The organism is Rhizobium halophilum (assembly GCF_021648825.1).
GTDB lineage: Bacteria > Pseudomonadota > Alphaproteobacteria > Rhizobiales > Rhizobiaceae > Neorhizobium > Neorhizobium halophilum.
This window is the reverse complement of sequence record NZ_JAKJHS010000002.1, coordinates 65,111-91,155: the sequence shown is the minus strand read 5'-3', so window position 1 is coordinate 91,155 and position 26,045 is coordinate 65,111. Positions and strand designations below refer to the sequence as shown.

The window sequence follows — 26,045 nt, the reverse complement described above, 5'->3', positions numbered from 1 at the left end:
TTTGTGTTCGTGGCTTCAATGCTCTTTATCTGAGCGCCACAATCTCTCCACTACCGGACATATCTGGCATCCGTGACACTCTTATAAAAGTTTGACAGCAAAAAACGCAGCGCCTCAGGGAGCTGCGTTTTTTCTTTCCGTTGGGGCCTGAACGCTTTAGGCCGCGGCACCAGACTGAGCTCGCCTCCGGGAGCGGCCAAGCCGCTCAAGCACTGCGCCGACCAACGGCGCGCGGTTCATCGTGTAGATATGAAAATCATCGACGCCGCGACGGCGCAGGTCATCCATCTGCTCGGCAGCAACATCTGCGGCAACCTGCGCCCGCTCCGCCGGCCTATCCTCATAATCTGCGAAACGTGCATCGAGGAAGGCCGGAACGGACGCTCCACAGCGGGAGGCAAACCGCTTCAATTGGGTCAGGTTCTGGATCGGCATGATCCCGGGCACGATCGGGATCGTGATGCCGGCTGCCCTCACCTTGTCCAGATACCGCTCGAAGATGTCGTTGTCGAAGAAGAACTGCGTCAGCGCGCGTGCAGCACCTGCATCCGCCTTGCGCTTCAGCGTATCGATGTCGGCGTCCATGTTGTGGCTTTCCGGATGCTTTTCCGGATAAGCGGAGACGGAAATGTCAAAATCCCCAAGCGCCCGCAGACCCGCCACCAGTTCAGCCGTGTCACCGAAGCCATCCGGGTGAGGAACATAGCTCGTGCCGACACCGCTCGCCGGATCGCCGCGCAGCGCCACGATGTGGCGAACGCCGAGCGTCTTGTATTCGGCAACCACCGCCTGCACCTCTTCGCGCGACGCGTCCACACATGTCAGGTGGGCGGCCGTCACCAGCGGCGTCTCCTCGATCAGCCGACGGACGGTTGCCAGCGTCGGAGCCTTGGTCGACCCCCCTGCGCCATAGGTGACGGAAACGAAGTCTGGGTTCCAGACGCGTAACGCCTCGACCGTTTCCCAGAGCTGGGTTTCCATTTCGGGTGCCTTGGGGGGGAAGAATTCGAAGGAGACACTGAAGGGCTCCCGCAACTGATGGTGACCGGTTCTCATTCTCTGTCTCCTAGGCAGCGGTAAGTTCGTCGGCGGAGCCGGAGCTGGCCATCAGCAGGCGCTTGTCGCGCGCAAGCCACACCGTCGCTGTCAGCGAAGGCGCCATCTTCTGCGCCGAGGCCAGATCGACGACCTCCTGCACCTCGAGGCCAAGTTTTTCGAGCCAGTCACTGACGATCTGGTGCGAAAAACCGAGGCGTACATGCGCATGCTCGTCGCGAAGGTATTCGAGGTTATGGGGCGCCAGATCGACGATCAGCAGCCGTCCGCCCGGCCGCAACACACGGGCAGCCTCTGCAATCGCGAGCTCCGGCTGATCGAGGAAGTGCAGCACCTGGTGGATCGTGACAAGATCGAAGTCCTGCCCTTCAACCGGAAGGTTGAGGATGTCACCGTGCCGCACGGAGGCTTTCAGAATCCCGGCCTTGTCGAGATTGGCGCGCGCTACTGAAAGCATGTCGCGGCTCGCATCTATCCCGACGGCACGTCGGTAGACGTCCGATAGCAACTGCAGTATCCGGCCGGTACCCGTACCGAGATCCAGCAGCGAATCCACCGGGTTCTTGCCGATCAACCGTAGCAGAGCGTTTTCGACGGCCGCATCGCTTACATGCAAGCGCCGAAGCTCGTCCCATTCGGAAGCGTTGCGGCTGAAGTAGGCTTGCGCCTTCTCCGCCCGCGCACGCTTCACTGTTGCCAAACGCTCCCCGTCGCGCACCAGCACCGGCTCGTCGTCCACAGTTGCGGCCAGAAGCGTCTGCACAAGAGCTGCCGCTCCCCCGTCCTGTTTCAGTCGGAAATAGGCCCATGCCCCTTCCTGATAGCGTTCAATCAAGTCTTCTTCAGCCAAGAGCTTGAGATGACGCGAAATGCGCGGCTGAGACTGGCCGAGGATCTCAGTAAGATCGCTTACCGTCAGGTCTCCGGCGGCAAGAAGGGCCAGCAGACGGTAGCGCGTCGGTTCCCCCACCGACTTCAGAACGTCCACCAATGTGTCCAGCGGCAAGCCCATTCACGCACATCCTCACGCAATCAAGATATAAAGATATGTTTATATGAACCGCACTAATGGTGCAACCGGATTAACGTAGGAGAGCCTGAAAAAGCAGAAGGCTCCGGATGACCGGAGCCTTCTCAGGACGAGGGACCTGTCTCTAAGATCAGCGGGTCAAGCGTTTGTAGGCCTGGCTGCCTGGATTGAGGGCGTCCGGGCCGAGGCGACGAACTTTGTCCTCCTCGTAATCCTCGAAGTTGCCCTCAAACCATTCCACGTGGCCGTCACCTTCAAAAGCGAGGATGTGCGTGGCCAGACGGTCAAGAAACATGCGATCGTGGCTGATGATGATAGCGCAGCCGGCGAAGTTTTCGAGAGCCGTTTCGAGCGCGCCGAGTGTTTCCGTATCAAGATCGTTGGTGGGTTCGTCGAGCAGGAGAACGTTGCCGCCGCCCTTCAGCATCTTTGCCAGATGCACCCGGTTGCGCTGGCCGCCGGAGAGATTGCCGACCTTCTGCTGCTGGTCTCCTCCCTTGAAATTGAACGCGCCGCAATAGGCACGTGAATTCATATCGAACTTGCCGAGCTTGATCACCTCGGCTCCGCCGGAGATCTCTTCCCATACGGTCTTGTTGGGATCGAGGGAATCGCGGCTCTGGTCGACATAACCAAGATGCACGGTGTCACCGATGCGAATCGAGCCGGCATCCGGCTTTTCCTGGCCGGTGATCATCTTGAAAAGGGTGGATTTGCCGGCGCCGTTCGGGCCGATGATGCCGACGATGCCGCCGGGCGGCAGCTTGATCGAAAGGTCGTTGATCAGCGTGCGGCCTTCGAAGCCCTTGGTGATTCCTTCCAACTCGATGACGACCTGTCCCAGACGTTCCGAAACCGGGATGATAATCTGCGCATCGCCGGGCCGCACGTTCTCCGCCGCATCGACTAGCTGCTCATAGGCCTTGATGCGCGCCTTGGACTTCGCCTGCCGGGCCTTTGGACTGGAGGCGATCCATTCCTGCTCACGCGAAAGAGCCTTCTGGCGGCCGGCTTCCTCCCGGTTTTCCTGCAGCATGCGCTTGGCCTTCGCCTGCAGATAGGCAGAGTAGTTGCCTTCGTAGGGGATACCGCGACCGCGGTCGAGCTCGAGGATCCAGCCCGTGACGTTGTCAAGGAAGTAGCGATCGTGGGTGATCATCATCACGGCGCCCGGATAGTCACGCAGGTGCTTTTCGAGCCAGGCGATCGTTTCGGCATCGAGGTGGTTGGTCGGCTCGTCGAGCAGAAGCAGGTCTGGCTGCGACAGAAGCAGACGGCACAGTGCGATACGGCGGCGCTCACCACCCGAAAGCAGAGTGACGTCGGCATCCTTGGGCGGGCAGCGCAGCGCTTCCATGGCCATCTCGACCTGCTGCTCCAGATCCCACAGGTTCTGACTGTCGATGATGTCTTGAAGCTCTGCGCCCTCTTCCGCCGTCTCGTCGGAATAATTCATCATCAGTTCGTTATAGCGATCGAGTACCGCCTGCTTTTCGGCAACCCCCTCCATCACGTTCTCGAACGCGTTCTTGGTCGGATCGAGATGCGGCTCCTGCTCGAGGTACCCCACCGTGGCACCTTCGGCGAGCCAAGCTTCTCCGGTGAACTCCTTGTCCTGACCAGCGATGATACGCAGCACCGTCGACTTACCAGCACCGTTGGGACCGAGGATACCGATCTTGGCGTCCGGGTAGAAGGACAGGCTGACGTTCTCGAGGATCTTCTTGGCGCCGTAGGACTTGTTCAGTCCCGACATGTGATAGATGAACTGGCGTGCCATCGTGAAATTGCTCCGGGCAAAATGGGAAGTTGCCGCTATGTAGGCGAATTGGCGCGCTGGAGCAATGCGCGAGGCGGCTCAAGGAGGGGCGATGTTCTACGAAACAAGAAGGCTCGACAGCCCGACCGGGGCAAGTCTCGCCTATCATCACCAATCGGCCAATGAGCCTGGGCACGCAATCCTGCTGATCTGTCACGGCCTTGCGGAGCATTCACGGCGTTACGAGGAATTCGCCGTCTTCATGAGCCAGCACGGCTTTCATGTCTACGCTCATGACCACAGAGGTCACGGCGACACCACAGCACCCGACGCTCCGCTAGGCCGCTTTGCGAAGCGGGAAGGCGTGCGAAAGGTGCTGGATGATGTTGCCGCCATGCGCGCTCTGGCCGTCAATCAGCATCCTGGACTGCCGGTCCTACTTTTTGGCCATTCCATGGGAGGTTTAATCGCGCTGAATGCAGCGGTGACACAGCCGGACCGGTACGATGCATTGTCCATCTGGAACTCCAACTTCCATCCCGGCCTTGCAGGGCGGCTGGCGCAGGGAGTGCTTCTGGCGGAACGCGCGCTTAAAGGCGCCGACGTGCCCAGCACCCTCCTCCCCAAGGCAACCTTCCGGGCGTGGGGGCGATCGATGCCGGAGAAGCGAACCGACGCAGACTGGCTGAGCAGTCAGCCAGAGGAGGTCGATGCCTATCTTGCTGATCCGCTCTGTGGTTTTGATGCCAGTGTTTCGCTCTGGCTCGACCTGTTCGAGTTCACCTACCGAGGCCCCCGCCTTGTCGACCGGCTGCCAAAGGAAATGCCGATCTACCTGGTCGGCGGCGACGCGGATCTCGCGACCAACGGAGGGCGCGAAGTGTCCTGGCTGCTGCACCATTTGCAACGACACGGCCTTACCCGGACCACCTGCAGGATCTGGCCCAAGACCCGCCACGAGACCTTGAATGAAACCGTGCGGCGGAACGCCATGGCAGAGTTTGCCGCATGGGCCTCAACTAGCATGAGGCCCCCGAGGGAATGACGGGATGATATTTCATCAAGTGCCTCGCCAGCGGAGCGCGGCTATATGAATGACATCACCGCGAACGCCGTAGCTGCCGCGCCTTGCGAGATTAGATGAAATGACTTCGCCAGCCGGCGGCCCCGCCGCCTCAGACGTACCGACTGCAGGCAGCGTCAATGGGCTCCTGTTAATGTTGCTCGCCATGTTGGCGGCGCCGCTGATCGACATCTTCTCGAAGCTCGCCACCAACACGACATCGCCCACCATGATCACCGCCGCACGCTTCGTCTTCCAGGCGCTCTTCATGCTGCCGATCGTCCTATGGAATGGACTCTGGCGGAAATTCTCCTGGCGGATGAGCGCCTATCACGCTGCGCGCGCCGGCATCATTACGCTCTCGATGATCTGCTTCGTGGCTACCCTTGCCGTCATGCCAGTCGCCGACGCGATTGCCATCTTCTTTGTCGAACCCATCATCCTGACGATCCTCGCCAGCATCTTCCTTGGCGAAACCATCGGCTGGCGCCGCTACACGGCGTGCGCCGTCGGCTTCCTCGGCGCCATGATCGTCATTCGTCCAAGCTTCGAGGAGGTGGGGCTCGTCGCGATCCTGCCAATCATCACCGCCTTCTGCGTGGCGGTCTTCGCCCTGATGACGCGAGCGCTGGCGCCACGGGAGAATCCCTGGGCAATGCAGTTCCAGATGTCTTTGTGGGGCATCCCGATCTGCGTCCTCTTGCTGGTGTTCGGAGACGCGACGGGCGTTGGTTTTCTTGCTCCCTCGTGGCCCGATACTACGGTCCTGTTGTGGCTGCTCGGCGTCGGTTTTTTTGCCTCGCTGTCAGGCATCTTGGCCGTCTACGCCTACCGCGTCGCTCCGGCCTCCGTTCTGGCACCCATGCAATATTTCGAGATCGTCTCTGCCACGCTTTTCGGCTGGCTTGTCTTCGCAGACTTTCCAGATGCCGTGAAATGGCTCGGCATCTCGATCATCGTCGGCTCCGGCCTTTACATCATCTGGCGCGAGAGGCGCATCGCCTCCAAGCCTGCCACCACTACGGAAGCCTCGGTTGGGGCTCGATTGAACACGCCATGACCCCTAATATTGAAAAGAAGCAGCCCCCGCTTGCCGGCATCCGCGTCATAGAGCTCGCTCGTGTTCTTGCGGGTCCGTGGGCGGGACAGATGCTTGCCGATCTTGGCGCAGATGTCATCAAGGTGGAACATCCGGAGGGTGGCGACGACACCCGGGCCTGGGGACCGCCTTTTGTGGAAGGTAAGGACGGGGAGAACCTCTCTGCCGCCTACTACCATGCGACCAATCGCGGCAAGCGGTCCGTGGCCGTCGACCTGAAGACGGAAGCGGGCCAGGAGATTGTCCGGCGGCTGGTTGTCAGCGCGGACGTCGTGATCGAGAACTTCAAGCTCGGCGGGCTGAAGAAGTACGGACTTGACTACGAAACCCTGAGGGCGATCAACCCAAAGCTCGTCTACTGCTCGATCACCGGCTTTGGCCAGGACGGCCCCTACGCCAGCCTTGCCGGCTACGACTACATCGTTCAGGGCATGTCCGGCTTTATGTCGATTACCGGCGAGGCAGATGGCCAGCCGATGAAGGCGGGTGTCGCAATTGCCGATATCTTTACCGGGATCTATGCCGTGACGGCCATCCAGGCGGCTCTAATCCACGCCATGAAGACGGGCGAAGGCCAGATGATCGACATGGCCCTTCTCGACGTGATGTCTGCCGTTCTGGCCAACCAGAACATGAACTACCTCGTCTCCGGAACAGCGCCAGCGCGTTTGGGGAACGCCCATCCGAACATCAGCCCTTATGAAGTCATTCCGGCAAGCGACGGTCACATTATCCTGGCAGTTGGCAATGACGGGCAGTTTCGCCGCTTCTGCACCATACTCGGCACTGAGACGATGGCGGACGACGACCGCTTCGCCACCAACCGGGCCCGCGTTGCGAACCGTGTGGAGCTTAGACGTCTTCTTCTCGCGCAGACGCAGACATGGACCAAAGCCGACCTGCTTACCGCCTGCGGCGAGAATGCCGTCCCTGCGGGACCGATCAATTCCATAGCGGAAATGTTCAGCGATCCGCAGGTTCAGGCCCGCCAGATGCGCATCGACCTGGAAGCCGCAGACGGTAGCATGATCCCAGGCGTGCGTACGCCGATCATGCTGTCGGAGACACCGCTTGCCTATCACCGCCCGAGCCCGAAGCTCGGAGAACATACCGCCGACGTGCTGGCGGAACTGAACGACATCGAGATCAAGGGAAAAGACAGATGAAGACCGGGGGCCAACTGATCGTCGACGCGCTAAGAGCGAATGGAGTGAAGCGCGTATCTTGCGTACCAGGAGAGAGCTACCTTGCCGTCCTCGATGCGCTCTATGAAAGCGGGATCGAAACGCTGGTCTGCCGCCAGGAAGGCGGCGCTGCGATGATGGCCGACTGCTGGGGCAGGCTGACCGGGGAGCCTGGCATCTGCATGGTCACCCGTGGGCCCGGAGCGACCAATGCGTCCGCCGGACTTCACATTGCCAAGCAGGATTCCATTCCGATGATCCTCTTCATCGGCCAGGTGCAGCGCGATGCACGTGAGCGCGAGGCCTTCCAGGAGGTCGAGTACCGCCGTGCCTTCACTGAATTTGCCAAGTGGGTCGGCGAGATCGACGATGCCCGCCGCATCCCGGAATTCGTGACCCGCGCCTTCGCGGTCGCCACCTCCGGCCGGCCCGGCCCCGTGGTCCTGACGCTGCCCGAAGACATGCTGGTGGAGGAGGTCAATGCCCCTGCGGCCAAGGCTTATACACCGGTCGAGGCCCATCCTGGCCCGAGCCAGATGCAGGCGCTGGAGGCCCTGCTGAAAGATGCGCAGCGGCCGATGTTCATCCTCGGCGGAACGCGCTGGAGTGAACAGGCCGTTGCAGACGTGCAGGCGTTCGCCAGCCGATTCAAGGTGCCCGTCGGCTGCTCCTTCCGCCGGCAGATGCTGTTCGACCATCTGCACCCGAGCTACGCCGGCGATGTCGGCATCGGGATCAATCCGGCGCTTGCCAAGGAGATTAAGGAATCCGACCTGCTGGTTCTCGTGGGCGCCCGGATGTCGGAAATGCCATCGTCCAGCTACACGCTGATCGATATTCCCTACCCGGCCCAGAAGCTCGTTCACGTCTTTCCGGATCCGGAGGAACTGGGCCGCATCTATCGGCCAGATCTCGCGATCTGCGCGGCGCCTGCCGAATTCGCGTCCGCGCTCAAGCATCTGGAACCGCCAGCAGCACCGCTTTGGGCCGAGCGGAAATCCGCCATGCATGACGCCTATCTGAAGTGGTCGACCCCGCCGCAGACGGGACCGGGTGGGGTCCAGATGGGACCGATCATGGAATGGATCGATGCCAATACCGCAGAGGATACCATCTTCTGCAACGGCGCCGGAAACTATGCCACCTGGGTCCACCGCTTCCACCGCTTCCGCAAATTCAATACCCAGGCTGCGCCGACATCGGGCTCCATGGGCTACGGCCTCCCGGCGGCAGTGGCGGCCAAGCAGGTGTTCCCCGCCCGGGAGGTGATCTGCTTTGCCGGCGATGGCTGCTTCATGATGCACGGGCAGGAGTTCATCACAGCGGTCCGCTACAATCTGCCGATCATCACGGTGCTGGTGAACAACGGCACCTATGGCACGATCCGCATGCACCAGGAGCGGGAATATCCCGGCCGCGTCAGCGCCACCGACCTCGTCAATCCGGATTTCGTCACCTACGCCAAGGCCTTTGGCGGCCATGGCGAGTTGGTGGAAAGGACGCAGGACTTCGCGCCGGCCTTCGAACGGGCGCGCGCCAGCGGCAAGCCGGCCATCATTGAAGTCAAGCTGGACGCAGAAGCCATCACGCCCACTCGCACGCTGACGCAGATCCGCGAAAGAGCCTGAGTCGAAAACCTACAAAAAAGCCGACGCATCAGAGGGATGCGCCGGCTTTCGGAATCGGACTGACAGCCGCTTAAATCGCTGCGGTAACTGTGAATTCAACCTTGTACTTCGGTGCCGCCAGCTTGGCTTCGCTGGTTGCGCGTGCCGGTGTGTTGGCCGGATCGATCCACGCTTCCCAGGCAGCATTCATTTCAGCGAAGTAGGACATATCCGACAGATAGATCAGCGTCTGCAGGATCTTCGACTTGTCGCTGCCAGCGGCCGCGAGCAGGCGATCGACTTCGCGCAGCGCATATTCGCACTGTTCCTTGACCGTTTCACCCTCGCCGACTTGGCCGGACAGATAGACGGTGTCGCCGTGCACGACGGCGCCGCTCATGCGGGCGCCGGGTTCGATGCGCTTGATGCTCATGAATGCTCCTGATTGCGTTGAGTTTGGAAACTGTAGCCGGCTGGGCCGGCTGCGAAAGATCTCAGCCGCGGATGTGCTGGCTCTTCTCGTAGATGGCCGTCGAGCGTGCACCCGACCGGCAATAGCCGAGCATCGGCCGCGGCATCTCGTCCAAGGCATCCACCATACCGTTGACGGCGTCCGAATCGACGCCCATCCGGCCGACCGGCACATGTTTGATCTCCAGGCCAAGCTCCTGTGCCTTTGCAGAGATCTGGGCGAAAGTCGGCTGACCGGGCTCTTCTTCGTCCGGGCGGTTGCAGACGATCGACTTGAAACCCATCGCCCTGATCTGCTCCAGATCCTCTACGGTAATCTGTCCGGCCACCGCGTATTCGTGGTTGATCTGTCGGATGTCCATCGCATTTCCTCCGGCTGAGACGTGGATCCTGCATTACGCTGCCACCGGCGGAGCGTCAATTGAGACGGTTCAGGCAAACGAGAAGCGGAGCGCGTAGTCGATGCTTTCGCCGAGCTTCAGCGGCTTCAATTCACCATTGTCCGCCAGTTCCTTACGGCTCACCCAACGATGCGAAACCGGCTCGATCCCCAGCACATGTGCCGGCGCCTGCTGATTGCGCCAGACCTGCAGATGCGGAAGCGTGTCGGTTCGGAACTTCACCTTCAGCGTCGCCCCACCGATCGCAGCGATCGGCCCGAGGCTCACCTCGGCCCAGCCGTTTTCATCCGTCGCAGCCGGCACGCAGAACACGCCGCCCGGATCCTCGCCAAAGTTCCACGGCAGACTGCCGTTCTCCAGCATCTTGCCGTTGAGCTTCACCTCGCTGTCGAATAGCCAGGCGCCGATGTTCATGTGATACATTTGGACGGCCGGAAAGGGCTTGGTGCCGGAGTTGGTCACCGTGTCGAACAGACAGACTTCGCCGCTCTCCCCGTTGATGCGCCAGTGACGCTCCAGGAGCGCCAGCCCACCATCGGCGAGTTTCACTGGGACCTTGGCGCGGCATTCCGCGCCTCCGTCCTGCACATCCCAGAAAAGAAGCTCGGCCGGATGGGACGAGAAGGACCCGTGCAGCGGATAGGTCTTGCCGTCCCGGCGCCCGGGGATAGGCTCCGGATGACGGATGTGGTCAGGCCCGCACGTAAAGAGGAAGCCTTCCAGCGAATGATCGATCCGGGGATCGCCGTCGTCTGGGATCGCACGCCCCGGCGCGACATCCACCTCGCCGACGAAGCATGAGCCGATATCCAGGACCGAGGTTTCGTCGAGGAAAAGGCGTGGACCAACGGCGGCGGAAAAAGCTTTCATTTCAGTTCCTCACTCCCAGGGCACGACTCTGTTATCAGAACGTGAGGAGAAATTAACGGCGCGTTCATGACGAATTCACCTTTTTCACATTAGCGTCAAAATTTGCTTGTCTGTGGCGGCAGATGCGCGAGCCGGAACGTTTCGCTGCCTCGGCGATTTCATCTCTGTTCAACAAGAAGGTCGGTAGCAACGTGAAAAGGCTTCTCACCGCTGGTCTCGGATTTGCTCTCCTGGTGACGTATGGCGCCTCGATGGCCTTGGCTCAGTCCATTTACGATCCTTATGCGTCGGACACCATGCTGGTCGCACCCGACGGCAGCATTCTGGATTATGTCCCCGAACAGGGCGAAGTGGTTACCAGCCGAGACCGCGCGGGGCGCCTTATCCTGATCGACCGCGACGGCAATGTCGTCGCGACCGAAATGCGCAATGAGGGCTACGCGCCGCGTCGGGTCGACCAGTATCCGCCCCGGCCAGGCGGCTACCGCGAATATCGCGACACTGCCGGTTACAGAGACTATCGCGAATATCGGCCCGAAGAGCCGGGCGCGTTCACCGGCTCCATCCCCGACTCCGGTTCCATCACACGGCTCCCCCTGGAGGACCAGCCCTATCCGCAGGACCAGCAGCCGGAAGACGACTACGCCTCGATCGAGCGCCAGCAACAACCTCTTCAACAGCTGGAGCCAGAAAAACCGATCATTGCGGTGACGAAGAAACCACAGGCAGAAGTCGCCGCCCTGCAGGTCTTCCTCGACCGGGAGGGCATTTCTCCTGGGGTCATTGACGGCCACCTGGGCGAGAACGTCAACAAGGCGATCGCCGCATGGCAGGAGATGACGGGCGAGACGCTCGACCCGAACAATTCCGAAGACATCATGCAGCGCCTGAGCTATTCCGGCGGTCTTCCCATCGTCGACTATACGATCACCGCTGCCGATGCGGCAGGCCCGTTTGTTGCCTCTATCCCGGAAGACTACTCGCAAAAGGCGCAACTCCCGGCCATGGCCTATACCTCCACCAGCGAAAAGCTGGCGGAACAGTTTCACATGGACGAGAACTACCTGAAGGCGCTCAACCCGGGCGTAGATCTCTCCATCCCCGGCACGACCATCAAGGTCATCAGCCCCGGAGAGCCGAAGACTGGCGCCGTAACCCGAATCGTTGCCGACAAAAGCAAGGAACAGGTCCTGGCCTATGGCGATGACGGCAACCTGATTGCAGCTTACCCCGCCACGATCGGATCAACGGCAACCCCCTCGCCTTCTGGCTCGCACACCGTTACGCGCATCGCCCTCAACCCGGGCTACACCTACAACCCGAAGATCAACTTCAAGCAGGGCAATAACGACAAGATCCTGGAGATCCCGCCTGGTCCGAATGGTCCGGTAGGGACGGTGTGGATCGCCCTGTCGAAACCGACCTACGGGATCCACGGCACCCCGGAGCCGTCCAAGATCGGAAAGACCAACAGCAATGGCTGCATCCGTCTCACCAACTGGGACGCTACCGAACTGGCGAAGATGGTGAAGCCGGGAACGACCGTAGAGTTCGTCGAATAAAAAAGGCGCCTTTCGGGGCGCCTTTTTCGTAAATTCAAGGTTGGACTTACGCGGCGCTGCGGCCGAAAGGGAAAACGCGCAAGCGCGGCGAGCGGATGACTTGCGTCGGCATCAGGCGAAGGACTTCCTGAGCGAAGGCGGCAGCATTTTCTTTTGCCTTGTCGACATTGCTGACCTTTGCGGTATCCAGGGTATGGAGCGTACCACCTGCTTCAAACAATTCCTTGAAGGCGGTGCGCTCGCCGATCGGCGCATTCAGCACGTTTACGCCCCGTGCCGCAAGCAGTCCCTTGATGGTCAGCAGCGCCTTCGTCGTGACCATGGAGGTCACACGCGTGAGCACGACCGAATGCGGGATCGCGAGGTTCGCCTTCTCTTTCATCAACGTCAACAGATCGAGGATCTGGGCAGCGCCCTTAGCATCCATGGCCGAGCCCTGAACAGGGATCATGACATGATCAGAAAGTCCTATCGCCGTCGTCACAAGGGCGTCCTTGGCGCCGGCGAGGTCGATCACAAAGAACTCGACCTGCGAAGCCATCTCGCGCAGATGACATTGCAGGGAAGCGACGGAGGCCTCGGAAATGACCTGCAGGTTGCGAATCGGACCGGAAATCTCCGCCCATTGGCTGATCCAGTGCTGCGGGTCACAGTCGATGATCGCAACCCGATAGCCCTGATGGGCAAGCTCGGTCGCGAGCAGAAGGGCGGCGGTGGTCTTGCCGGCTCCGCCCTTGGCATTGGCAAAAGATATTACGGGCATTCTCAGTCCTCAGGGGTGTGAGCCGCATCGCTCGAAGCCGCACCGCCGAAGCATGGTGCATTGGGCGCATCCTGCTTAATCATGGTTAATGAAGTCTAAATTTAGCGGCCTCGGATATAGTCCCCAACTTGTCGTGCGGGCACAAAAAAGCCTCGGGCCGTGGCTCCGGGGCTTCTAAGTTTGATCAAGTCGCTCAGAAGCAATCGTGAAACAGCTGCGTCGTGTTTCCCAGCGTCATCGGCACGGGATTACCGCCGCAGCTGGGATCCTCGATCGCCATGGCGGCGAGCTCATCAATTCGATCCTGACCGATACCCATCGCCGTCAAGTTTTCCGGTACGCCGAGTTCCGCCCGTAGCGACAGGACATAGTCGTAGAAGCCGTCGAAGCCTCCGCTGATACCGAGATATGCGGCCGCACGCTCGATTTTCTCCTCGATCGCCGACCGGTTGAAGCGCAGCACCGGCGGCATGACAACCGCGTTCGTCATGCCGTGATGCGTGTTGTAAACGGCGCCGATCGGATGGGACAGCGAATGAATCGCGCCAAGACCCTTCTGGAAGGCGACCGCCCCCATGGCAGCGGCGGCCATCATGTTAGTGCGTGCTTCGATATCCGTCCCGTCCTTGTACGCACGCGGCAGGAATTCCTTCACGAGCCGCATGCCCTCGAGCGCAATCCCTTGGCTCATCGGGTGGTAGAAGGGCGAGCAATAGGCTTCCAGGCAGTGCGCGAAAGCGTCCATGCCGGTACCGGCGGTGATCATCTTCGGCATGCCGACCGTCAGCTCCGGATCGGCGATCACCACGCCGGGCAAGAACTTCGGGTGGAAGATGATTTTCTTCACATGGGTCTCGGAATTGGTGATCACCGAGGCGCGGCCGACTTCCGACCCAGTGCCGGCGGTCGTCGGTACCGCAACGATAGGGGCAATGCCCTCGATGCTGGCCCGCGTCCACCAGTCGCCGATATCCTCGAAATCCCAAACGGGCCGCGTCTGGCCGACCATGAAGGCGACCGCCTTGCCAAGATCCAAGCCCGAGCCGCCACCGAAAGCGACGACGCCATCGTGCCCGCCATCGCGGAACGCTCTGACGCCTGCTTCCAGGTTCTTCTCGTTCGGGTTGGGATCGACATCGGCGAAGATCGCACGACCGAGGCCCGCCTCCTCCAGAACATCCAGCGTATGACCGGTGATCGCCATCGAGGCAAGTCCACGGTCGGTGACCAGAAGCGGCTTCTTCATGCCGAGCGACTTGCAGGCGTCGGCCAGTTCCTTGATCCGGCCCCGGCCGAGCTTGACGGCAGTCGGGTAGCTCCAGTTCGCGACGATGTTCATCTCGTGACTTTCTTCAGATGGTAGGACTTGGGTCTTGTGAGGTTGTGGAAGCCGAGGACGGAGAGCGAGCCGCCGCGGCCGGTCTCCTTGACGCCGGTCCAGCACAGTGCCGGATCGAGATAGTCGGCGCGGTTCATGAACACGGTGCCGGTCTCAATCTCGCGGCCGATCCGCCCTGCCCTTTCCGCATCCTGGGTCCAGAGCGACGCCGTCAGCCCGTACTTGCTGTCGTTCATCAGAGAGATCGCCTCATCGTCGCTCTTCACTTTCATGATCCCGACGGCCGGGCCGAAGGTCTCTTCGGTCATGAACGACATGGAGTGATCGACATCCACCAGAACCTGCGGCGCCAGATAAGCGCCGCCGTCGTCGGCCGGAAAGAGCTTCGGATCGACCAGCGCCTTCGCGCCGCGCGAAACGGCATCTGCCACCTGCTCACGGACGACCTGTGCAAAACGCTTGTTCGCCATCGGCCCCAGCGTCGTCTCCTGCTCCAGCGGATTGCCGAGCTTATAGTTCGAGACCCAGGCGACCGATTTTTCCACGAACTGGTCGTATAGCGACTCATGGACGTAGATGCGCTCGATACCGCAGCAGCACTGTCCGGAATTGTAGGTGGCGCCATCCATCAGCGTGTCGACAGCCGCATCGAGATCGGCGTCCTCCATGACGTAACCCGGATCCTTGCCGCCGAGCTCGAGGCCGAGCCCGGTGAAGGTGCCTGCGGCTGCGCGCTCGATGGAGCGTCCGCCTTCAACCGAGCCGGTGAAGTTGATGAAGTTGAACTTGCCGGCGGCGATAAGCGCCGAGGTGGTGTCATGGTCGAGGAAGAGGTTGACGAAGACGTCCTCCGGCACGCCCGCCTCGACGAAGGCACGTACTAGCCGCTCGCCGACCAGCAGCGTCTGCGAGGCATGCTTGATGACGACTGAATTACCGGCCATAAGCGCCGGCGCAACCGTGTTGATCGCCGTCATGTACGGGTAGTTCCACGGGGCGATGACGAAGACGACGCCGTGCGCCTCACGCTCGATGCGGCGCTCGAAGCTGGCGCTTTCCTCCACCACCATCGGCGCCAAGGCGTCGGCCGCAATTGAGGCAACATAGTTGGAGCGTTCGTTGAAGCCCTTGAACTCGCCGCCATAGCGGACCGGACGGCCCATCATCCAGGCAAGTTCTGGCACGATTTCGTCGGCCATCTCGTTGAGCCGCGTAACTCCCTTGAGCACCAGTTGTACGCGCTCCTCCAGCGGCCGTTTTGCCCAGGCCTTCTGAGCTTTGCGGGCGCGGTCCACGGCGGCGGACGCCTCTTCGAACCGCATGGCCTCCCGCTCGGCATAGACGGAGCCGTCGACCGGCGAAATACATTGGATCATGGTCATGATCACGCTTCCTGTCGTTATGATCTTGGTTTGAGCACTAGGCCCTTTCGAACCCGCGCGCCACTTCCCAGTCGGTGATGCGGCGATCGTATTCCTCCTGCTCCCATTGCGCCGCACGGGTGTAATGGTCGATGACGTCGTCACCGAAAGCGGCGCGCAGCATGGCGGAGCCGTGCATCAATGCAGTCGCCCCCCGCAGCGTATTCGGGATCTCGCGGATGTCCTTGCCGCCATAGGCGTCGCCGACGAAGGCAGGCTCCAGCTCCATCTTCTTCTCGATCCCATCGATGCCGGCTGCGAGCAGCGCGGCCATGGCGAGATAGGGATTGAGGTCGGAGCCGCCGACGCGGCATTCGATTCGGATGCCCTTGGTCGAGTCACCGCAGAGGCGATAGCCGGCCGTGCGGTTGTCCTTTGACCAGATGGCCTTGGTGGGCGCGAACGTGCCGGCCATGAACCGCTTGTAGGAGTTGATGTAGGGCGCCAAGAAATAGGTGATCTCGCCGGCATGGGCGAGCAGGCCCGCGACGTAGTGCTTCATCGTCTCGGACATGCCGTGCTCGGCGTCCTTGTCGAAGAAGAGCGGCGTCTTTCCGTCAGCACTCCAGAGCGACTGATGGATGTGGGAGGAGGAACCTGCGGCATTGTAGTTCCACTTGGCAAGGAAGGTGATGGCCTTGCCTTTCGACCAGGCGATCTCCTTGCAGCCGTTCTTGATGATCACGTGACGGTCGGCCATGGTCAGTGCATCGGCGTAGCGGACATTGATCTCCTCCTGCCCGGCCGAGGCTTCGCCCTTGGAATTCTCCACCGGAATCCCGGCGCCCTGCAATCCGTTGCGGATCGCCCGCATCACCTCCTCTTCCTTGCTGGTCTGGAAGATGTGGTAGTCTTCGTTGTACCCGCTGGCGAGCTTGAGGTTGCGATAGCCGGACGCCTGCGCCTGTTCGTAGGTCTGGTCGAACAGGAAGAACTCCAGTTCGGTTGCCATGAATGCCTTCATCCCCATGGCTTGGAGCCGCGCGACCTGCTTCTTGAGGATGGCGCGCGGCGAATGCGCCACCTCCTCGTGCGTGTGGTGGTCCAGTACGTCGCAAAGCACGAGCGCCGTGCCCTCCAGCCAAGGCACGCGGCGCAGTGTCGAAAGGTCCGGCTTCATCGTATAGTCGCCGTAGCCTGTTTCCCAACTCGTCGCCTTGTAGCCGGATATGGTCTCCATCTCCATATCGGTCGCCAGCAGATAATTGCAGCTGTGCGTTTCCTCGTACGCGCTCTCGACGAAGAACTCAGCCTGGAAACGCTTGCCCATCAGCCGGCCCTGCATGTCGACGAGGCAGGCAAGCACGGTATCGATCCGGCCAGCTTCGACGTCGGCCTTCAGGGTGGCGAAAGTATAGGGAGCGGTCATGGGTGGGTTCCGTCAGGAGAAGCATGTTCAGGCGGAAGCAGATCCGGTGGTTCCGGATCTGCTATTGCGAAAAGATATCAGGTATAGCGGTAAGGCGGCCCGGCCTTCTCCATCGTCTCACGGTACTTTTTCAGTATCTCGACCACCTTGGCGCAACGCGGGCTGATCTGGGCTGTTTCGTCCCAAAACTTCAGAGCCTCTACCTCGACCGTCTTCCATTCCGCTTCCGGGATGGTCGTCAGTTCCAGCTTTGTGCCCTCGACGCGCAGCTTCGCCTCGCCACCCCAATACCAATGCTGGCGGTAGTAGTGCGACGAATCCATCGTCAGCATGAAGAGTTCCTTCAGGTTGTCCGGCACCTCCGCCCAACGGTCGGCATTGGCGAAGAAGGAACCGCACCAGGCACCGGAGATGTTGTTGGTGAGGAAGTACTTCGTTACGTCCGCCCAACCGACGGTGTAATCCTCGGTAATGCCGGACCAGGCGATGCCATCAATCTCACCCGTCTGCATTGCCACCTGCACGTCTTCCCAGGGCAGCGTGACCGGAACGACGCCGAAGCGCGCCAGGAACTGCCCGGCCGTCGGGAAGGTGAAGATGCGAAGACCCTTCAGGTCCTCCAGGCTCTTCAGCGGCTTGTTGGTGGCGAAGTTGCAGGGGTCCCAAGAACCGGCGGACAGCCATTTCACGCCGACCTCGTTGTAGGCCTCTTCCCAGATTTCGTTCAGGCCGTACTGGTGGAACAGCGTCGGCACGTCGAGGCTGTAACGCGAAGCGAAGGGGAAGTAGCCGCCGAACACCTTGATATCGACGGGCGAGTTCATCGAGTCGTCGTCCGACTGCACCGCATCGATGGTGCCGGCCTGCATGGCGCGGAACAGTTCGCCCGTCGGCACAAGTTGGTCTGCGGTGTAGAGTTCGATCTCCATCTGGCCGTCGGCGATCTTGTTGAAGGAGTCGATGGCCGGCTTGATGACGTGCTCGGCAAGCGCCGGACCGGCATAGGTCTGCAACCGCCAGCGGATCGGCGCCTGCGCTCTCACGTGCGGAGCCGCCAGCATGGCCGGTCCCGCTGCAGCGGCCGTCATGCCGGCTTTCTTGAGAAATTCGCGTCTGTTCGTCATGTCTGTTCCCTCTGTTGCTGATTGATACAGTCACGCCGCACCGGTTGTCGGGTGCGCATCCGGCCCGTTCCCCGGGCTCTCGTTCTTGATGTTACCGCTCTAGCCGCGAACATTGAGATGCTCCGGCAGCCAGAGTGCGATCTGCGGGAAGGCCATGATGATGGCGAGCCCGAGCATCATGATGATGACGAAGGGCCATACGGACCGGTAGATGTCGCCCAGCGACACCTCTGGCGGTGCCATCGCCCGCATCAGGAAGAGATTGTAGCCGAAAGGCGGCGTCATGTAGGAGATCTGGCAGGTGATGGTGTAGAGCACGCCGTACCAGATCAGGTCGAAGCCCAGCTTTCCGACAAGCGGGATATAAAGAGGCGCGACGATGACGAGCATGGCCGTGTCGTCGAGAAACATGCCCATCAGGATGAAAGACACCTGCATCATGATCAGGATCGTCCAGGGCGATAGCCCCCAGTCGTTCACCAGCAGTCCCTCGATCGCCCGCACAGCGCCCAGCCCGTCGAAAACGGCGCCGAAGCAGAGGGCGGCAAGGATGATCCACATGAACATGCAGGTGATGCCAAGCGTCTGCTCGATCGTGCGCGTCAGCACACCGTTGCCGAGACGCCCCTTCAGCAGGGCAACGACCAGCGCCGACAGCGCGCCGACCGCCGAGCTCTCCACGAGGCTGGTATAGCCCATCAGGAAGAGCCCCATCATCAGGAAGAAGATCAGGAACGGCAGGATGCCGGCTTGAAGCAACTTAAGCTTCTCCGTCAGCGGGAGGTCCCGCTCTTCCTTCGGGAGCACCGGCCCCAGCGCCGGGTTCAGGTGGCAGCGGATGACGATGTAGATGATGAACAGGGTCGCCAGGAGCAGCCCCGGAAATGCGCCGGCAAGCCAAAGCTGTCCGACCGGCTGCCGCGCGATCATGCCATAAAGGACGAGCACTACGCTTGGCGGCACCAGGATCCCGAGCGAACTGCCCGCCTGGATGACACCGGTCACCATGGTCTTGTCATACCCGCGCTTGAGCAGTTCCGGCAGCGCGATCGTCGCGCCGATCGCCATGCCGGCAACAGATAGCCCGTTCATCGCCGAGATGATGACCATCAAGCCGATCGTGCCGACGGCGAGGCCACCGCGAAGACCGCCCATCCAGACGTGGAACGCCTTGTAGAGGTCTTCCGCAATACCGGACTCCGACAGGAGGTAGCCCATGAAAATGAACATCGGCAGCGTCAGGAGCGGATACCACTTCATCAGCTTCATCGCGGCCGAGAAGCCGAGTTCGAAACCGCCATTGCCCCACAAGATTGCGGCAGCCACGACGCCGACGAAGCCGATGACGGCAAAGACCCGCTGGCCCGTCAGCATGCTGAGCAGCATGGAGGAGAACATGAACAGGATGATCAGTTCTGCACTCATGCCAGCGGCCTTCCCAGCGCAACCGCCAGATCCTTGATGAAGATGGAGGTAGCCTGCAGGAAGGTCAGGAATATCCCGATCACCATGGTGATCTTGATCGGCGCCATGTACGGCGACCAAGAAGAATAGCTGGTCTCGTTGTACTTGATTGCGTAGGTCGTGCTCGAGATACCGCCGTAGAGCAGGAAGAACAGGTAGATGAACAGCATGAAGATAGTGATGACATCGATCATCGCCTTGGTCTTCGGCGACCACCGTCCGTAGGCAAGATCCATGCGGACATGGGAGTCCATCTGCAGCGAATAGGCGCCGCCGAGCAGAAAATAGGCCGCCATCACGAACTGGGCCATCTCCAGCGTCCAGAGCGACGGCAGGAAGAATGCCTTCGACATGGACGACCATAGGAGGATCCCCATCATCACGAAGATCAGGTACATGGTCACGCGACCGACCCCGCGGTTGAAGCGGTCGACAACGCGGACGTAAGTCTTGAGCACGTTAGGCATCGGCGCCCGCCGCAGCTAGGATTGTGTGATCGTGCACCCTTTCATTCTCCCAGTCCGTTCCACCTCGTCAGCCGCCATTTTTTTTGTTCTTGGTCAGCGTGCCAATGCTCTCCCTCAGCAACTTGCTGAGGAAGCCTGCCGCCGCGGTCTGACCCGCCTCGTCGGCGATCAGGTCGTTGCGGACTTCAATCATCACGTTCAGAAGCCCGGCGGGCAAGGCATGAAGTTCAAGCGTGTGCGTCACGCCGTCTGCCGGGCCATAGGGCTCGTTCCGTTCCACCTTGTAGAGATTCGTATCGGCTGCCGCGTCCAGCATTGCCTCCGCTAGGCGGCTGTCCGTATCGTGGAGGATGCCGATCTCCACCGCCCGCTCCCGTCCAAAATAGACGCGCGTGAAGCTGTGGACCGTGACCAGTACCGTCTGCAGTCCCCTCGCCCGTCGCGCCGCAATCTCGTCGCGGATCGCGCCCTGAAACGGCAGGTAGAGCGATGTTGTTCGTAGCGACTTTTCCGCCTCAGTCAGGTTTTCGTTGCCGGGAATACGGAAGACCTCGCTGACGTCGCGTATAGCGGCAGGCGATTCCGGAGGGCGATTGCAATCATAGACGAGGCGGGAAAAGCGCTGGTAGATCAGTGTGGCGTCAAGCTGCTTCGACATGAGCCGCGCAACCGCGAGCGCACCCGGATCCCAAGCGATATGCGAGGAAAGGGCGTCCTCAGATAGCCCAAGGGTGCCGTACCGTTTCGGCAGTCTGCGCGAAGCATGTTCACAAACGAGGAGCACGTCGCCCCATCCCCGAGGGTTCTCGATTGCGACTGGCTCGCCGTCATTTTTCGTGAAGAATGTCATGTCGGCCAGCATGTCGTCCGGAGCGCAACTTTGGAACACGCCGAAGAGAATTCTTCATCTTCAATCCTCCGTCAATGCAATTCTGAAAATTTCTCTTCATCACGCGCATTGACTCGCCGGCGGAAAGAAGCGTTAAATCGCGTCAACCGGCGAAGACCGGAAGGGAACAGCACTAGTGCCAACCGCCGCACGCACCGTCTCGGATGTCATCCGCACCCGCTACGACAGCCTGACACGTGCCGAAAAGCAGCTGGCCGACAGGATCTTGGAGAACTATCCGGTGTCCGGGCTTGGGAGCATCACGACAATTGCGGACAATGCCGGCGTTTCGACGCCGACCGTAGCGCGCATGGTGCAGAAGCTCGGCTTCAAGGGATATCCGGAATTTCAGTCCCACCTGCACCACGAGCTTGAGGAAACGATCTCCAATCCGATTGCCAAGCACGACCGTTGGGCACTCAACGCGCCCGGCACGCATATCCTCAACCGTTTTGCGGAAGCGGTGACCGCCAACCTCCGCGACACGCTTTCCGACCTGGACACCAAGACGTTCGAAGGTGCCGCAGCACTGCTGGGCGACCTCGATCGCAGCGTCTATTTTGTCGGCGGTCGCATCACCGGGGCGCTCGCAGAATATTTCTTCACGCACATGCAGGTCATCCGCCCCAGGACCACGCTGATCTCGAACAACTCAAGTTCCTGGCCGCAGCATGTGCTGAACATGAACCGCGGCGATGTCCTGGTGATCTTCGACATCCGCCGTTACGAACAGGAAATGGCGACCCTGGCGGAGGTCGCCAGGCAAAACGGCGTCGTGATCATCCTGATCACCGACATCTGGGGTTCGCCGGTCGCGAAACATGCCCGACACAGCTTCCGCGCCCGGATCGAGGCGCCGAGTGCCTGGGACTCCTCTGTCGTGACCCTCTTCCTCGTCGAGGCACTGATCGAAGCCGTACAGAGCGCCACTTGGGACAGGACGCGCAAACGCATGACCTCGCTCGAAGAACTCTTCGAGCAATCGCGTCTTTTCCGCCGTCCGCACAGAGACAGGCTGGAATGAACTTCCGGCGAAATGCCTGCGGTGAAAGATACTTATCGGGGAATAGTCACCCGTGCAGACTGTCACATACCGTACATGAACCGGCTCTACGAGTCGCCGCCACACGACCAAACCTCAGGAGGATATCGTGCTCAACAAGACCCACCGCCTGCTCTCCCTGACGACCGCGCTCGTCATCGCTTCGGCAAGCTTCGTCGCTGCCGAGCCGAGCGCGGAGCTCGTCGAAGCTGCCAAGAAGGAAGGCATGCTGACGACCATCGCCCTGCCCCACAGCTGGTGCGGCTATGGCGACGTCATCGCCGGCTTCAAGGCCAAGTATCCGGAGATCCAGGTCAACGAACTGAACCCAGACGCCGGCTCTGCCGACGAAGTCGAGGCGATCAAGGCCAACAAGGACAACAAGGGTCCGCAGGCCCCTGACGTAGTCGACGTCGGGTTGGCCTTCGGTCCGCAGATGAAGGAAGAGGGCCTGCTGCAGCCCTACAAGGTTTCCACCTGGGACGAGATCCCCGACGACGTGAAGGATGCCGAAGGCTACTGGTACGGCGACTACTACGGCGTTCTGTCCTTCATCGTGAACAAGGACATGGTTGAGACCGTACCGCAGGATTGGGCAGACCTCCTGAAGCCGGAGTATGCGGGCCAGGTTGCACTTGCGGGCCCTCCACTGTCCTCCAACCAAGCAATTCTTGCAGTTCTTGCAGCTGGACTTTCCCGAGGTGCGGCGGCGGGTGAGGAAGCGGGCAAGGCGGGCCTGGAATTCTTCGCTGAGCTGAACAAGGCCGGCAATTTCGTACCCGTCGTTGCTAAAGCAGGAACAATAGCCCAAGGCGCAACGCCGATCACCATCGCATGGGATTACAACGCGCTGGCATGGCGCGACGAGCTGAACGGTAATCCGCCGGTTGAGGTCGTGGTACCGAAGACGGGCGTCCTCGCCGGCGTCTACGTCCAGGGCATCTCCGCCTATGCACCGCACCCGAATGCTGCGAAGCTTTGGATGGAATACCTCTACTCCGACGAAGGCCAGAACCTGTGGCTGAAGGGCTATTGCCACCCGGCGCGCTTCAATGCCATGGCCAAGGCCGGCAAAATCCCTCAGGAGCTGATGGACGCGCTGCCGCCAGCCGAAAGCTACGAAGCGGCCGTCTTCCCGACCGTCGAAGAGCAGAACGCCAACAAGGCTGCCGTCACTGGCGGCTGGGATAGCGTCGTCGGCGCCAACGTTCAGTAAGGACGCCTTCTCCATAGCCCCGGCCCGACCTGTTCGGGCCGGGGCTTGCCATGCCGGACGGCCTGGCCTTATTTTCGCCACAGACCAAAACGCGCCGACGAGGGGAAAGCTGCCGCCATGAATCAAGCGCCACCTGTTCCCCGGCTGCGTCTCAACTTTACGTGGCTGGGGCTCATGCCCTTTGTCATCTTCGTCGGGCTCTTCCTGGTTCTGCCGACGATGCACATCGTCATCGGCGCCTTCCAGACCCCAGAGGGCACCTTCACGCTACAGAACATCCTCGATCTCAATAGCGGCACGATCCCGTCGAGTTACTGGATCTCGATCAAGGTGTCCGTCGCCTCGGCAGCAATCGGCTGTCTGGTCGGATTCGGTATGGCGGCAGCCGTGACATTCAGGGCTGTTCCGCGCTGGATCAGGTCGCCGTTGATGACCTTTTCCGGTGTTGCCTCAAATTTCGCCGGCGTGCCGCTCGCCTTCGCCTTCCTGGCGACCTTAGGACCTGTCGGCCTCGTCACCGTCATGCTGCGCCAGAACTTCGGCATCGTCCTTCAGCGCGACCTCGGGTTCAACATCCTGAGCTTCTGGGGGTTGACGATCACCTACCTGTTCTTCCAGATCCCGCTGATGATCCTCATCATCACGCCGGCGCTCGAGGGGCTGCGCCGCGAGTGGCGGGAAGCGGCCGAAGTGCTCGGCGCAACGGGCATGCAATACTGGCGCATGGTGGCCCTCCCGATTCTATTTCCCTCGCTGCTCGGAACCTTCGCCCTGCTCTTCGCCAACTCCTTCGGCGCCGTCGCGACGGCATACGCCCTCACGGGCTCAAGCCTCAATATCATCCCCATCCAGCTTTTTGCGCAGATCCGCGGCGATGTCCTCGGCAACCCCAACCTGGGTTACGCCATGGCCTTCGGCATGATCGTGGTGACCGCCATCGCCAACGTCGTCTACATCTGGCTGCGCATCCGCGCCGAGAGGTGGCTGAAATGAGCGTCTGGACCCGCATCGTCGGCTGGGCCGTCCTGATCTTCGGCCTGCTCTACTTCTTCCTGCCTCTCAGCGGTCTGTTCGAGTTTTCGCTGAAGGCGCGCCGCGGCGTCTACTCCTTCGATGCCTACCGCGAGGTCTTCGCCGACCCGCAATTCCAGGCGACCTTCACCTATTCGGTGGTCATGGCGCTGGTGACGATCGTGATCGGCATCCTGATCGTCGTCCCGACGGCCTTCTGGGTGCGCCTGAAGATGCCCTGGGCGCGGCCTTACGTTGAGTTCCTGACGTTGCTGCCGCTTGTCATCCCGGCCATTGTCGTGGTGTTCGGCTATATCCGCCTCTACAACACGGCAAGCTGGCTGCCGCTGACCGGCTCCATCTTCGGCACCAACACCCTCCTCGCTTTCGGCTACACAATCCTGGCGCTGCCTTACATGTACCGTGCCGTGGATACGGGGCTCAGAACGATAGACGTCGCGACGCTAACCGAAGCCGCCCAAATCCTAGGGGCGGGCTGGTTCACCATCCTGCGCCGCGTGATCCTGCCAAACGTCGTGCCGGCCGTCCTTTCCGGCGCCTTCCTCACCTTCGCCATCGTGATCGGCGAGTTCACGCTGGCGGCCCTGCTCGACCGTCCTGCTTTCGGCCCATATCTCCAACGGATTGGTGCCAACAAGGCCTATGAGCCCTTCGCTCTCTCCGTCATTGCCTTTACCATCACCTGGGCCTGTCTCGCCCTCATTCAGTTCGTTTCCCGCTTCAGCAAGGCCGCACCGGCGCGCCACTAGGATTTTCGTTCATGTCGTTCCTGGTTCTCGACAACCTCCAAAAATGCTTCGGCGCCGTTCAGGTGGTGAAGAACTTCAACATGGCGATCGAGAAAGGCGAGTTCGTCTCCTTTCTCGGCCCCTCCGGCTGCGGCAAGACGACCGTTCTGCGAATGATTGCCGGCTTCGAGACGCCGAGCGGCGGCACGATCAGCATCGACGGGAGGGACCAGAGCCGCCTGAAGACCAACCAGCGCAACATCGGCATGGTGTTCCAAGCCTACGCATTGTTCCCGAACATGAACGTTTTCGACAATGTCGCGTTCGGCCTCAAGGTCGCCGGGACGCCGCGGGCTGCGATCGAGGCCCGTGTGAAGGAAATGCTGGCCCTCATCCGCCTGGAGCATCTGGCGGACCGCTACCCTTACCAGATGTCTGGCGGCCAGCAGCAGCGCGTGGCGTTGGCGCGTGCGCTTGCTCCAAAGCCCCAGCTCCTGCTGCTCGACGAGCCCCTTTCCGCACTGGACGCCAAGATTCGTATCTCGTTGCGCGAAGAGATCCGCCAGATCCAGCGCCAGCTCGGCATCACCACCGTCTTCGTGACGCACGACCAGGAAGAAGCCCTCTCGATCTCCGACCGCATCGTCGTGATGAACGCAGGCCGCGCCGACCAAATCGGCACGCCATCGGAAATCTACAATCGCCCTGCCACCCGCTTCGTTGCGTCGTTCGTGGGAACGCTGAACATGCTGGACGCCACGGTGGTGGATCCGGCCGAGCACACGGTCCGCGTGGGCAATCAGGTGATCACGCTCAAGGAAACCCTCGTCGGCAAAACGGCAGGCGAACCGATCGTCCTGGCGCTGCGTCCTGAGGCGGGCTCGCTCCAAGGTTCCGGCGATACAACGCTCAAAGGAGATGTGCTGTCGTCAAGCTTCCTGGGCTCGGTGATCCGAACCAAGATTTCGGTGGCCGGCAATCCCGTATCCTTCGACACGTTCAATGCACCTGATCTCACCATGCCGAGACCGGGCGAGACCGTTGACCTCCGATTCTCCTCGGGCGACCTGCTCGTCGTCAGAGATTAGC

General features: G+C 61.0%; 24 protein-coding genes. 10 read left to right on the top strand and 14 right to left on the bottom strand.

All coding sequences use genetic code 11. From position 1 onward, the window contains the following. Window positions 1-156 precede the first annotated feature (156 nt). From metF to ettA, 3 genes are all read right to left on the bottom strand, one after another. Window positions 157-1,056, bottom strand: coding sequence for a methylenetetrahydrofolate reductase [NAD(P)H] (metF, locus tag LXM96_RS04955; RefSeq protein WP_239997276.1), 900 nt, complete (start codon window positions 1,054-1,056; stop codon window positions 157-159). A 10-nt stretch (window positions 1,057-1,066) separates the two neighbouring features. Next, on the bottom strand, window positions 1,067-2,068 hold the full coding sequence (locus LXM96_RS04950; protein ID WP_239997275.1) for an ArsR/SmtB family transcription factor: 1,002 nt from the start codon (window positions 2,066-2,068) through the stop codon (window positions 1,067-1,069). A gap of 148 nt (window positions 2,069-2,216) precedes the next feature. Continuing rightward, window positions 2,217-3,866: an energy-dependent translational throttle protein EttA gene (ettA, locus tag LXM96_RS04945; protein ID WP_239997274.1), complete on the bottom strand. Its 1,650-nt coding sequence runs from the start codon at window positions 3,864-3,866 to the stop codon at window positions 2,217-2,219. Window positions 3,867-3,957: 91 nt separating this feature from the next. Between ettA and LXM96_RS04940 the strand changes: the two genes are divergently transcribed. The 4 genes from LXM96_RS04940 to LXM96_RS04925 all read left to right on the top strand — a co-directional run bounded on the left by LXM96_RS04940 (window position 3,958) and on the right by LXM96_RS04925 (window position 8,819). Continuing rightward, window positions 3,958-4,890, top strand: a complete 933-nt coding sequence (locus tag LXM96_RS04940) for an alpha/beta fold hydrolase (protein WP_239997273.1) — start codon at window positions 3,958-3,960, stop codon at window positions 4,888-4,890. Window positions 4,891-4,990: 100 nt separating this feature from the next. Further along, window positions 4,991-5,968 (top strand): DMT family transporter, encoded by a 978-nt coding sequence (locus LXM96_RS04935; RefSeq protein ID WP_239997272.1) that lies wholly within the window; start codon window positions 4,991-4,993, stop codon window positions 5,966-5,968. Further along, window positions 5,965-7,173 carry a CaiB/BaiF CoA transferase family protein gene (locus LXM96_RS04930; protein ID WP_239997271.1) on the top strand — a complete coding sequence of 403 codons (1,209 nt, stop codon included), beginning with the start codon at window positions 5,965-5,967 and terminating at the stop codon, window positions 7,171-7,173. The genes LXM96_RS04935 and LXM96_RS04930 overlap by 4 nt, the downstream gene beginning before the upstream one ends. After that, entirely contained in the window at window positions 7,170-8,819 is a 1,650-nt protein-coding gene (locus tag LXM96_RS04925) for a thiamine pyrophosphate-binding protein (RefSeq protein WP_239997270.1), read from the top strand. The genes LXM96_RS04930 and LXM96_RS04925 overlap by 4 nt, the downstream gene beginning before the upstream one ends. 70 nt (window positions 8,820-8,889) lie before the next feature. Here LXM96_RS04925 and LXM96_RS04920 read toward each other — a convergent pair whose 3' ends face one another. The 3 genes from LXM96_RS04920 to LXM96_RS04910 all read right to left on the bottom strand — a co-directional run bounded on the left by LXM96_RS04920 (window position 8,890) and on the right by LXM96_RS04910 (window position 10,540). Next, entirely contained in the window at window positions 8,890-9,231 is a 342-nt protein-coding gene (locus LXM96_RS04920; protein WP_239997269.1) for a RidA family protein, read from the bottom strand. Window positions 9,232-9,292: 61 nt separating this feature from the next. Then, a complete protein-coding gene (locus LXM96_RS04915) occupies window positions 9,293-9,631 on the bottom strand; it encodes a TIGR01244 family sulfur transferase (protein ID WP_239997268.1) in 339 nt (112 codons plus the stop codon). 69 nt (window positions 9,632-9,700) lie between these two features. Next, a complete protein-coding gene (locus LXM96_RS04910) occupies window positions 9,701-10,540 on the bottom strand; it encodes a DUF4432 family protein (RefSeq protein ID WP_239997267.1) in 840 nt (279 codons plus the stop codon). Window positions 10,541-10,791: 251 nt separating this feature from the next. Here LXM96_RS04910 and LXM96_RS04905 point away from each other — a divergent pair, with 251 nt between their 5' ends. Beyond that, window positions 10,792-12,102, top strand: coding sequence for a L,D-transpeptidase family protein (locus LXM96_RS04905; RefSeq protein ID WP_239997774.1), 1,311 nt, complete (start codon window positions 10,792-10,794; stop codon window positions 12,100-12,102). Between the two features lie 46 nt (window positions 12,103-12,148). On the opposite strand, the gene LXM96_RS04900 is transcribed toward LXM96_RS04905, so the two are convergent. From LXM96_RS04900 to LXM96_RS04865, 8 genes are all read right to left on the bottom strand, one after another. Then, window positions 12,149-12,865, bottom strand: a complete 717-nt coding sequence (locus LXM96_RS04900) for a ParA family protein (protein WP_239997266.1) — start codon at window positions 12,863-12,865, stop codon at window positions 12,149-12,151. A gap of 193 nt (window positions 12,866-13,058) precedes the next feature. Beyond that, window positions 13,059-14,204, bottom strand: a complete 1,146-nt coding sequence (locus LXM96_RS04895; RefSeq protein ID WP_239997265.1) for an iron-containing alcohol dehydrogenase — start codon at window positions 14,202-14,204, stop codon at window positions 13,059-13,061. Further along, window positions 14,201-15,586, bottom strand: a complete 1,386-nt coding sequence (locus LXM96_RS04890) for an aldehyde dehydrogenase family protein (protein WP_239997264.1) — start codon at window positions 15,584-15,586, stop codon at window positions 14,201-14,203. The genes LXM96_RS04895 and LXM96_RS04890 overlap by 4 nt, the downstream gene beginning before the upstream one ends. Window positions 15,587-15,623: 37 nt before the next feature. Next, window positions 15,624-16,994 carry a glutamine synthetase family protein gene (locus LXM96_RS04885; protein WP_239997263.1) on the bottom strand — a complete coding sequence of 457 codons (1,371 nt, stop codon included), beginning with the start codon at window positions 16,992-16,994 and terminating at the stop codon, window positions 15,624-15,626. 77 nt (window positions 16,995-17,071) lie between these two features. After that, window positions 17,072-18,118 (bottom strand): TRAP transporter substrate-binding protein, encoded by a 1,047-nt coding sequence (locus LXM96_RS04880; RefSeq protein WP_239997262.1) that lies wholly within the window; start codon window positions 18,116-18,118, stop codon window positions 17,072-17,074. A gap of 99 nt (window positions 18,119-18,217) precedes the next feature. Further along, window positions 18,218-19,543 (bottom strand): TRAP transporter large permease, encoded by a 1,326-nt coding sequence (locus tag LXM96_RS04875; protein ID WP_239997261.1) that lies wholly within the window; start codon window positions 19,541-19,543, stop codon window positions 18,218-18,220. Beyond that, window positions 19,540-20,049: a TRAP transporter small permease subunit gene (locus tag LXM96_RS04870; protein WP_239997260.1), complete on the bottom strand. Its 510-nt coding sequence runs from the start codon at window positions 20,047-20,049 to the stop codon at window positions 19,540-19,542. Before LXM96_RS04870 ends, LXM96_RS04875 begins: the two co-directional genes overlap by 4 nt. A gap of 67 nt (window positions 20,050-20,116) precedes the next feature. Continuing rightward, the gene (locus tag LXM96_RS04865; RefSeq protein WP_394801903.1) at window positions 20,117-20,911 is read right to left on the bottom strand and encodes an N-formylglutamate amidohydrolase; all 795 of its coding nucleotides are present in this window, start codon (window positions 20,909-20,911) and stop codon (window positions 20,117-20,119) included. A 163-nt stretch (window positions 20,912-21,074) separates the two neighbouring features. Here LXM96_RS04865 and LXM96_RS04860 point away from each other — a divergent pair, with 163 nt between their 5' ends. From LXM96_RS04860 to LXM96_RS04840, 5 genes are all read left to right on the top strand, one after another. Beyond that, window positions 21,075-21,962 carry a MurR/RpiR family transcriptional regulator gene (locus tag LXM96_RS04860; protein WP_239997258.1) on the top strand — a complete coding sequence of 296 codons (888 nt, stop codon included), beginning with the start codon at window positions 21,075-21,077 and terminating at the stop codon, window positions 21,960-21,962. 127 nt (window positions 21,963-22,089) lie between these two features. Beyond that, a complete protein-coding gene (locus LXM96_RS04855; RefSeq protein ID WP_239997257.1) occupies window positions 22,090-23,196 on the top strand; it encodes an ABC transporter substrate-binding protein in 1,107 nt (368 codons plus the stop codon). 117 nt (window positions 23,197-23,313) lie between these two features. Continuing rightward, window positions 23,314-24,189: an ABC transporter permease gene (locus LXM96_RS04850; RefSeq protein ID WP_239997256.1), complete on the top strand. Its 876-nt coding sequence runs from the start codon at window positions 23,314-23,316 to the stop codon at window positions 24,187-24,189. After that, window positions 24,186-24,977 carry an ABC transporter permease gene (locus LXM96_RS04845; protein ID WP_239997255.1) on the top strand — a complete coding sequence of 264 codons (792 nt, stop codon included), beginning with the start codon at window positions 24,186-24,188 and terminating at the stop codon, window positions 24,975-24,977. Before LXM96_RS04850 ends, LXM96_RS04845 begins: the two co-directional genes overlap by 4 nt. A gap of 11 nt (window positions 24,978-24,988) precedes the next feature. Next, window positions 24,989-26,044 (top strand): ABC transporter ATP-binding protein, encoded by a 1,056-nt coding sequence (locus tag LXM96_RS04840; protein ID WP_239997254.1) that lies wholly within the window; start codon window positions 24,989-24,991, stop codon window positions 26,042-26,044. Window position 26,045: the final 1 nt, after the last annotated feature.

Excerpts from the sequence above, each read along its gene's own strand:
- metF (WP_239997276.1), bottom strand. The coding sequence starts at position 1,056 with ATGAGAACCGGTCACCATCAGTTGCGGGAGCCCTTCAGTGTCTCCTTC.
- LXM96_RS04950 (WP_239997275.1), bottom strand. The coding sequence starts at position 2,068 with ATGGGCTTGCCGCTGGACACATTGGTGGACGTTCTGAAGTCGGTGGGG.
- ettA (WP_239997274.1), bottom strand. The coding sequence starts at position 3,866 with ATGGCACGCCAGTTCATCTATCACATGTCGGGACTGAACAAGTCCTAC.
- LXM96_RS04940 (WP_239997273.1), top strand. The coding sequence starts at position 3,958 with ATGTTCTACGAAACAAGAAGGCTCGACAGCCCGACCGGGGCAAGTCTC.
- LXM96_RS04935 (WP_239997272.1), top strand. The coding sequence starts at position 4,991 with ATGACTTCGCCAGCCGGCGGCCCCGCCGCCTCAGACGTACCGACTGCA.
- LXM96_RS04930 (WP_239997271.1), top strand. The coding sequence starts at position 5,965 with ATGACCCCTAATATTGAAAAGAAGCAGCCCCCGCTTGCCGGCATCCGC.
- LXM96_RS04925 (WP_239997270.1), top strand. The coding sequence starts at position 7,170 with ATGAAGACCGGGGGCCAACTGATCGTCGACGCGCTAAGAGCGAATGGA.
- LXM96_RS04920 (WP_239997269.1), bottom strand. The coding sequence starts at position 9,231 with ATGAGCATCAAGCGCATCGAACCCGGCGCCCGCATGAGCGGCGCCGTC.
- LXM96_RS04915 (WP_239997268.1), bottom strand. The coding sequence starts at position 9,631 with ATGGACATCCGACAGATCAACCACGAATACGCGGTGGCCGGACAGATT.
- LXM96_RS04910 (WP_239997267.1), bottom strand. The coding sequence starts at position 10,540 with ATGAAAGCTTTTTCCGCCGCCGTTGGTCCACGCCTTTTCCTCGACGAA.
- LXM96_RS04905 (WP_239997774.1), top strand. The coding sequence starts at position 10,792 with ATGGCCTTGGCTCAGTCCATTTACGATCCTTATGCGTCGGACACCATG.
- LXM96_RS04900 (WP_239997266.1), bottom strand. The coding sequence starts at position 12,865 with ATGCCCGTAATATCTTTTGCCAATGCCAAGGGCGGAGCCGGCAAGACC.
- LXM96_RS04895 (WP_239997265.1), bottom strand. The coding sequence starts at position 14,204 with ATGAACATCGTCGCGAACTGGAGCTACCCGACTGCCGTCAAGCTCGGC.
- LXM96_RS04890 (WP_239997264.1), bottom strand. The coding sequence starts at position 15,586 with ATGACCATGATCCAATGTATTTCGCCGGTCGACGGCTCCGTCTATGCC.
- LXM96_RS04885 (WP_239997263.1), bottom strand. The coding sequence starts at position 16,994 with ATGACCGCTCCCTATACTTTCGCCACCCTGAAGGCCGACGTCGAAGCT.
- LXM96_RS04880 (WP_239997262.1), bottom strand. The coding sequence starts at position 18,118 with ATGACGAACAGACGCGAATTTCTCAAGAAAGCCGGCATGACGGCCGCT.
- LXM96_RS04875 (WP_239997261.1), bottom strand. The coding sequence starts at position 19,543 with ATGAGTGCAGAACTGATCATCCTGTTCATGTTCTCCTCCATGCTGCTC.
- LXM96_RS04870 (WP_239997260.1), bottom strand. The coding sequence starts at position 20,049 with ATGCCTAACGTGCTCAAGACTTACGTCCGCGTTGTCGACCGCTTCAAC.
- LXM96_RS04865 (WP_394801903.1), bottom strand. The coding sequence starts at position 20,911 with ATGCTGGCCGACATGACATTCTTCACGAAAAATGACGGCGAGCCAGTC.
- LXM96_RS04850 (WP_239997256.1), top strand. The coding sequence starts at position 23,314 with ATGAATCAAGCGCCACCTGTTCCCCGGCTGCGTCTCAACTTTACGTGG.
- LXM96_RS04845 (WP_239997255.1), top strand. The coding sequence starts at position 24,186 with ATGAGCGTCTGGACCCGCATCGTCGGCTGGGCCGTCCTGATCTTCGGC.
- LXM96_RS04840 (WP_239997254.1), top strand. The coding sequence starts at position 24,989 with ATGTCGTTCCTGGTTCTCGACAACCTCCAAAAATGCTTCGGCGCCGTT.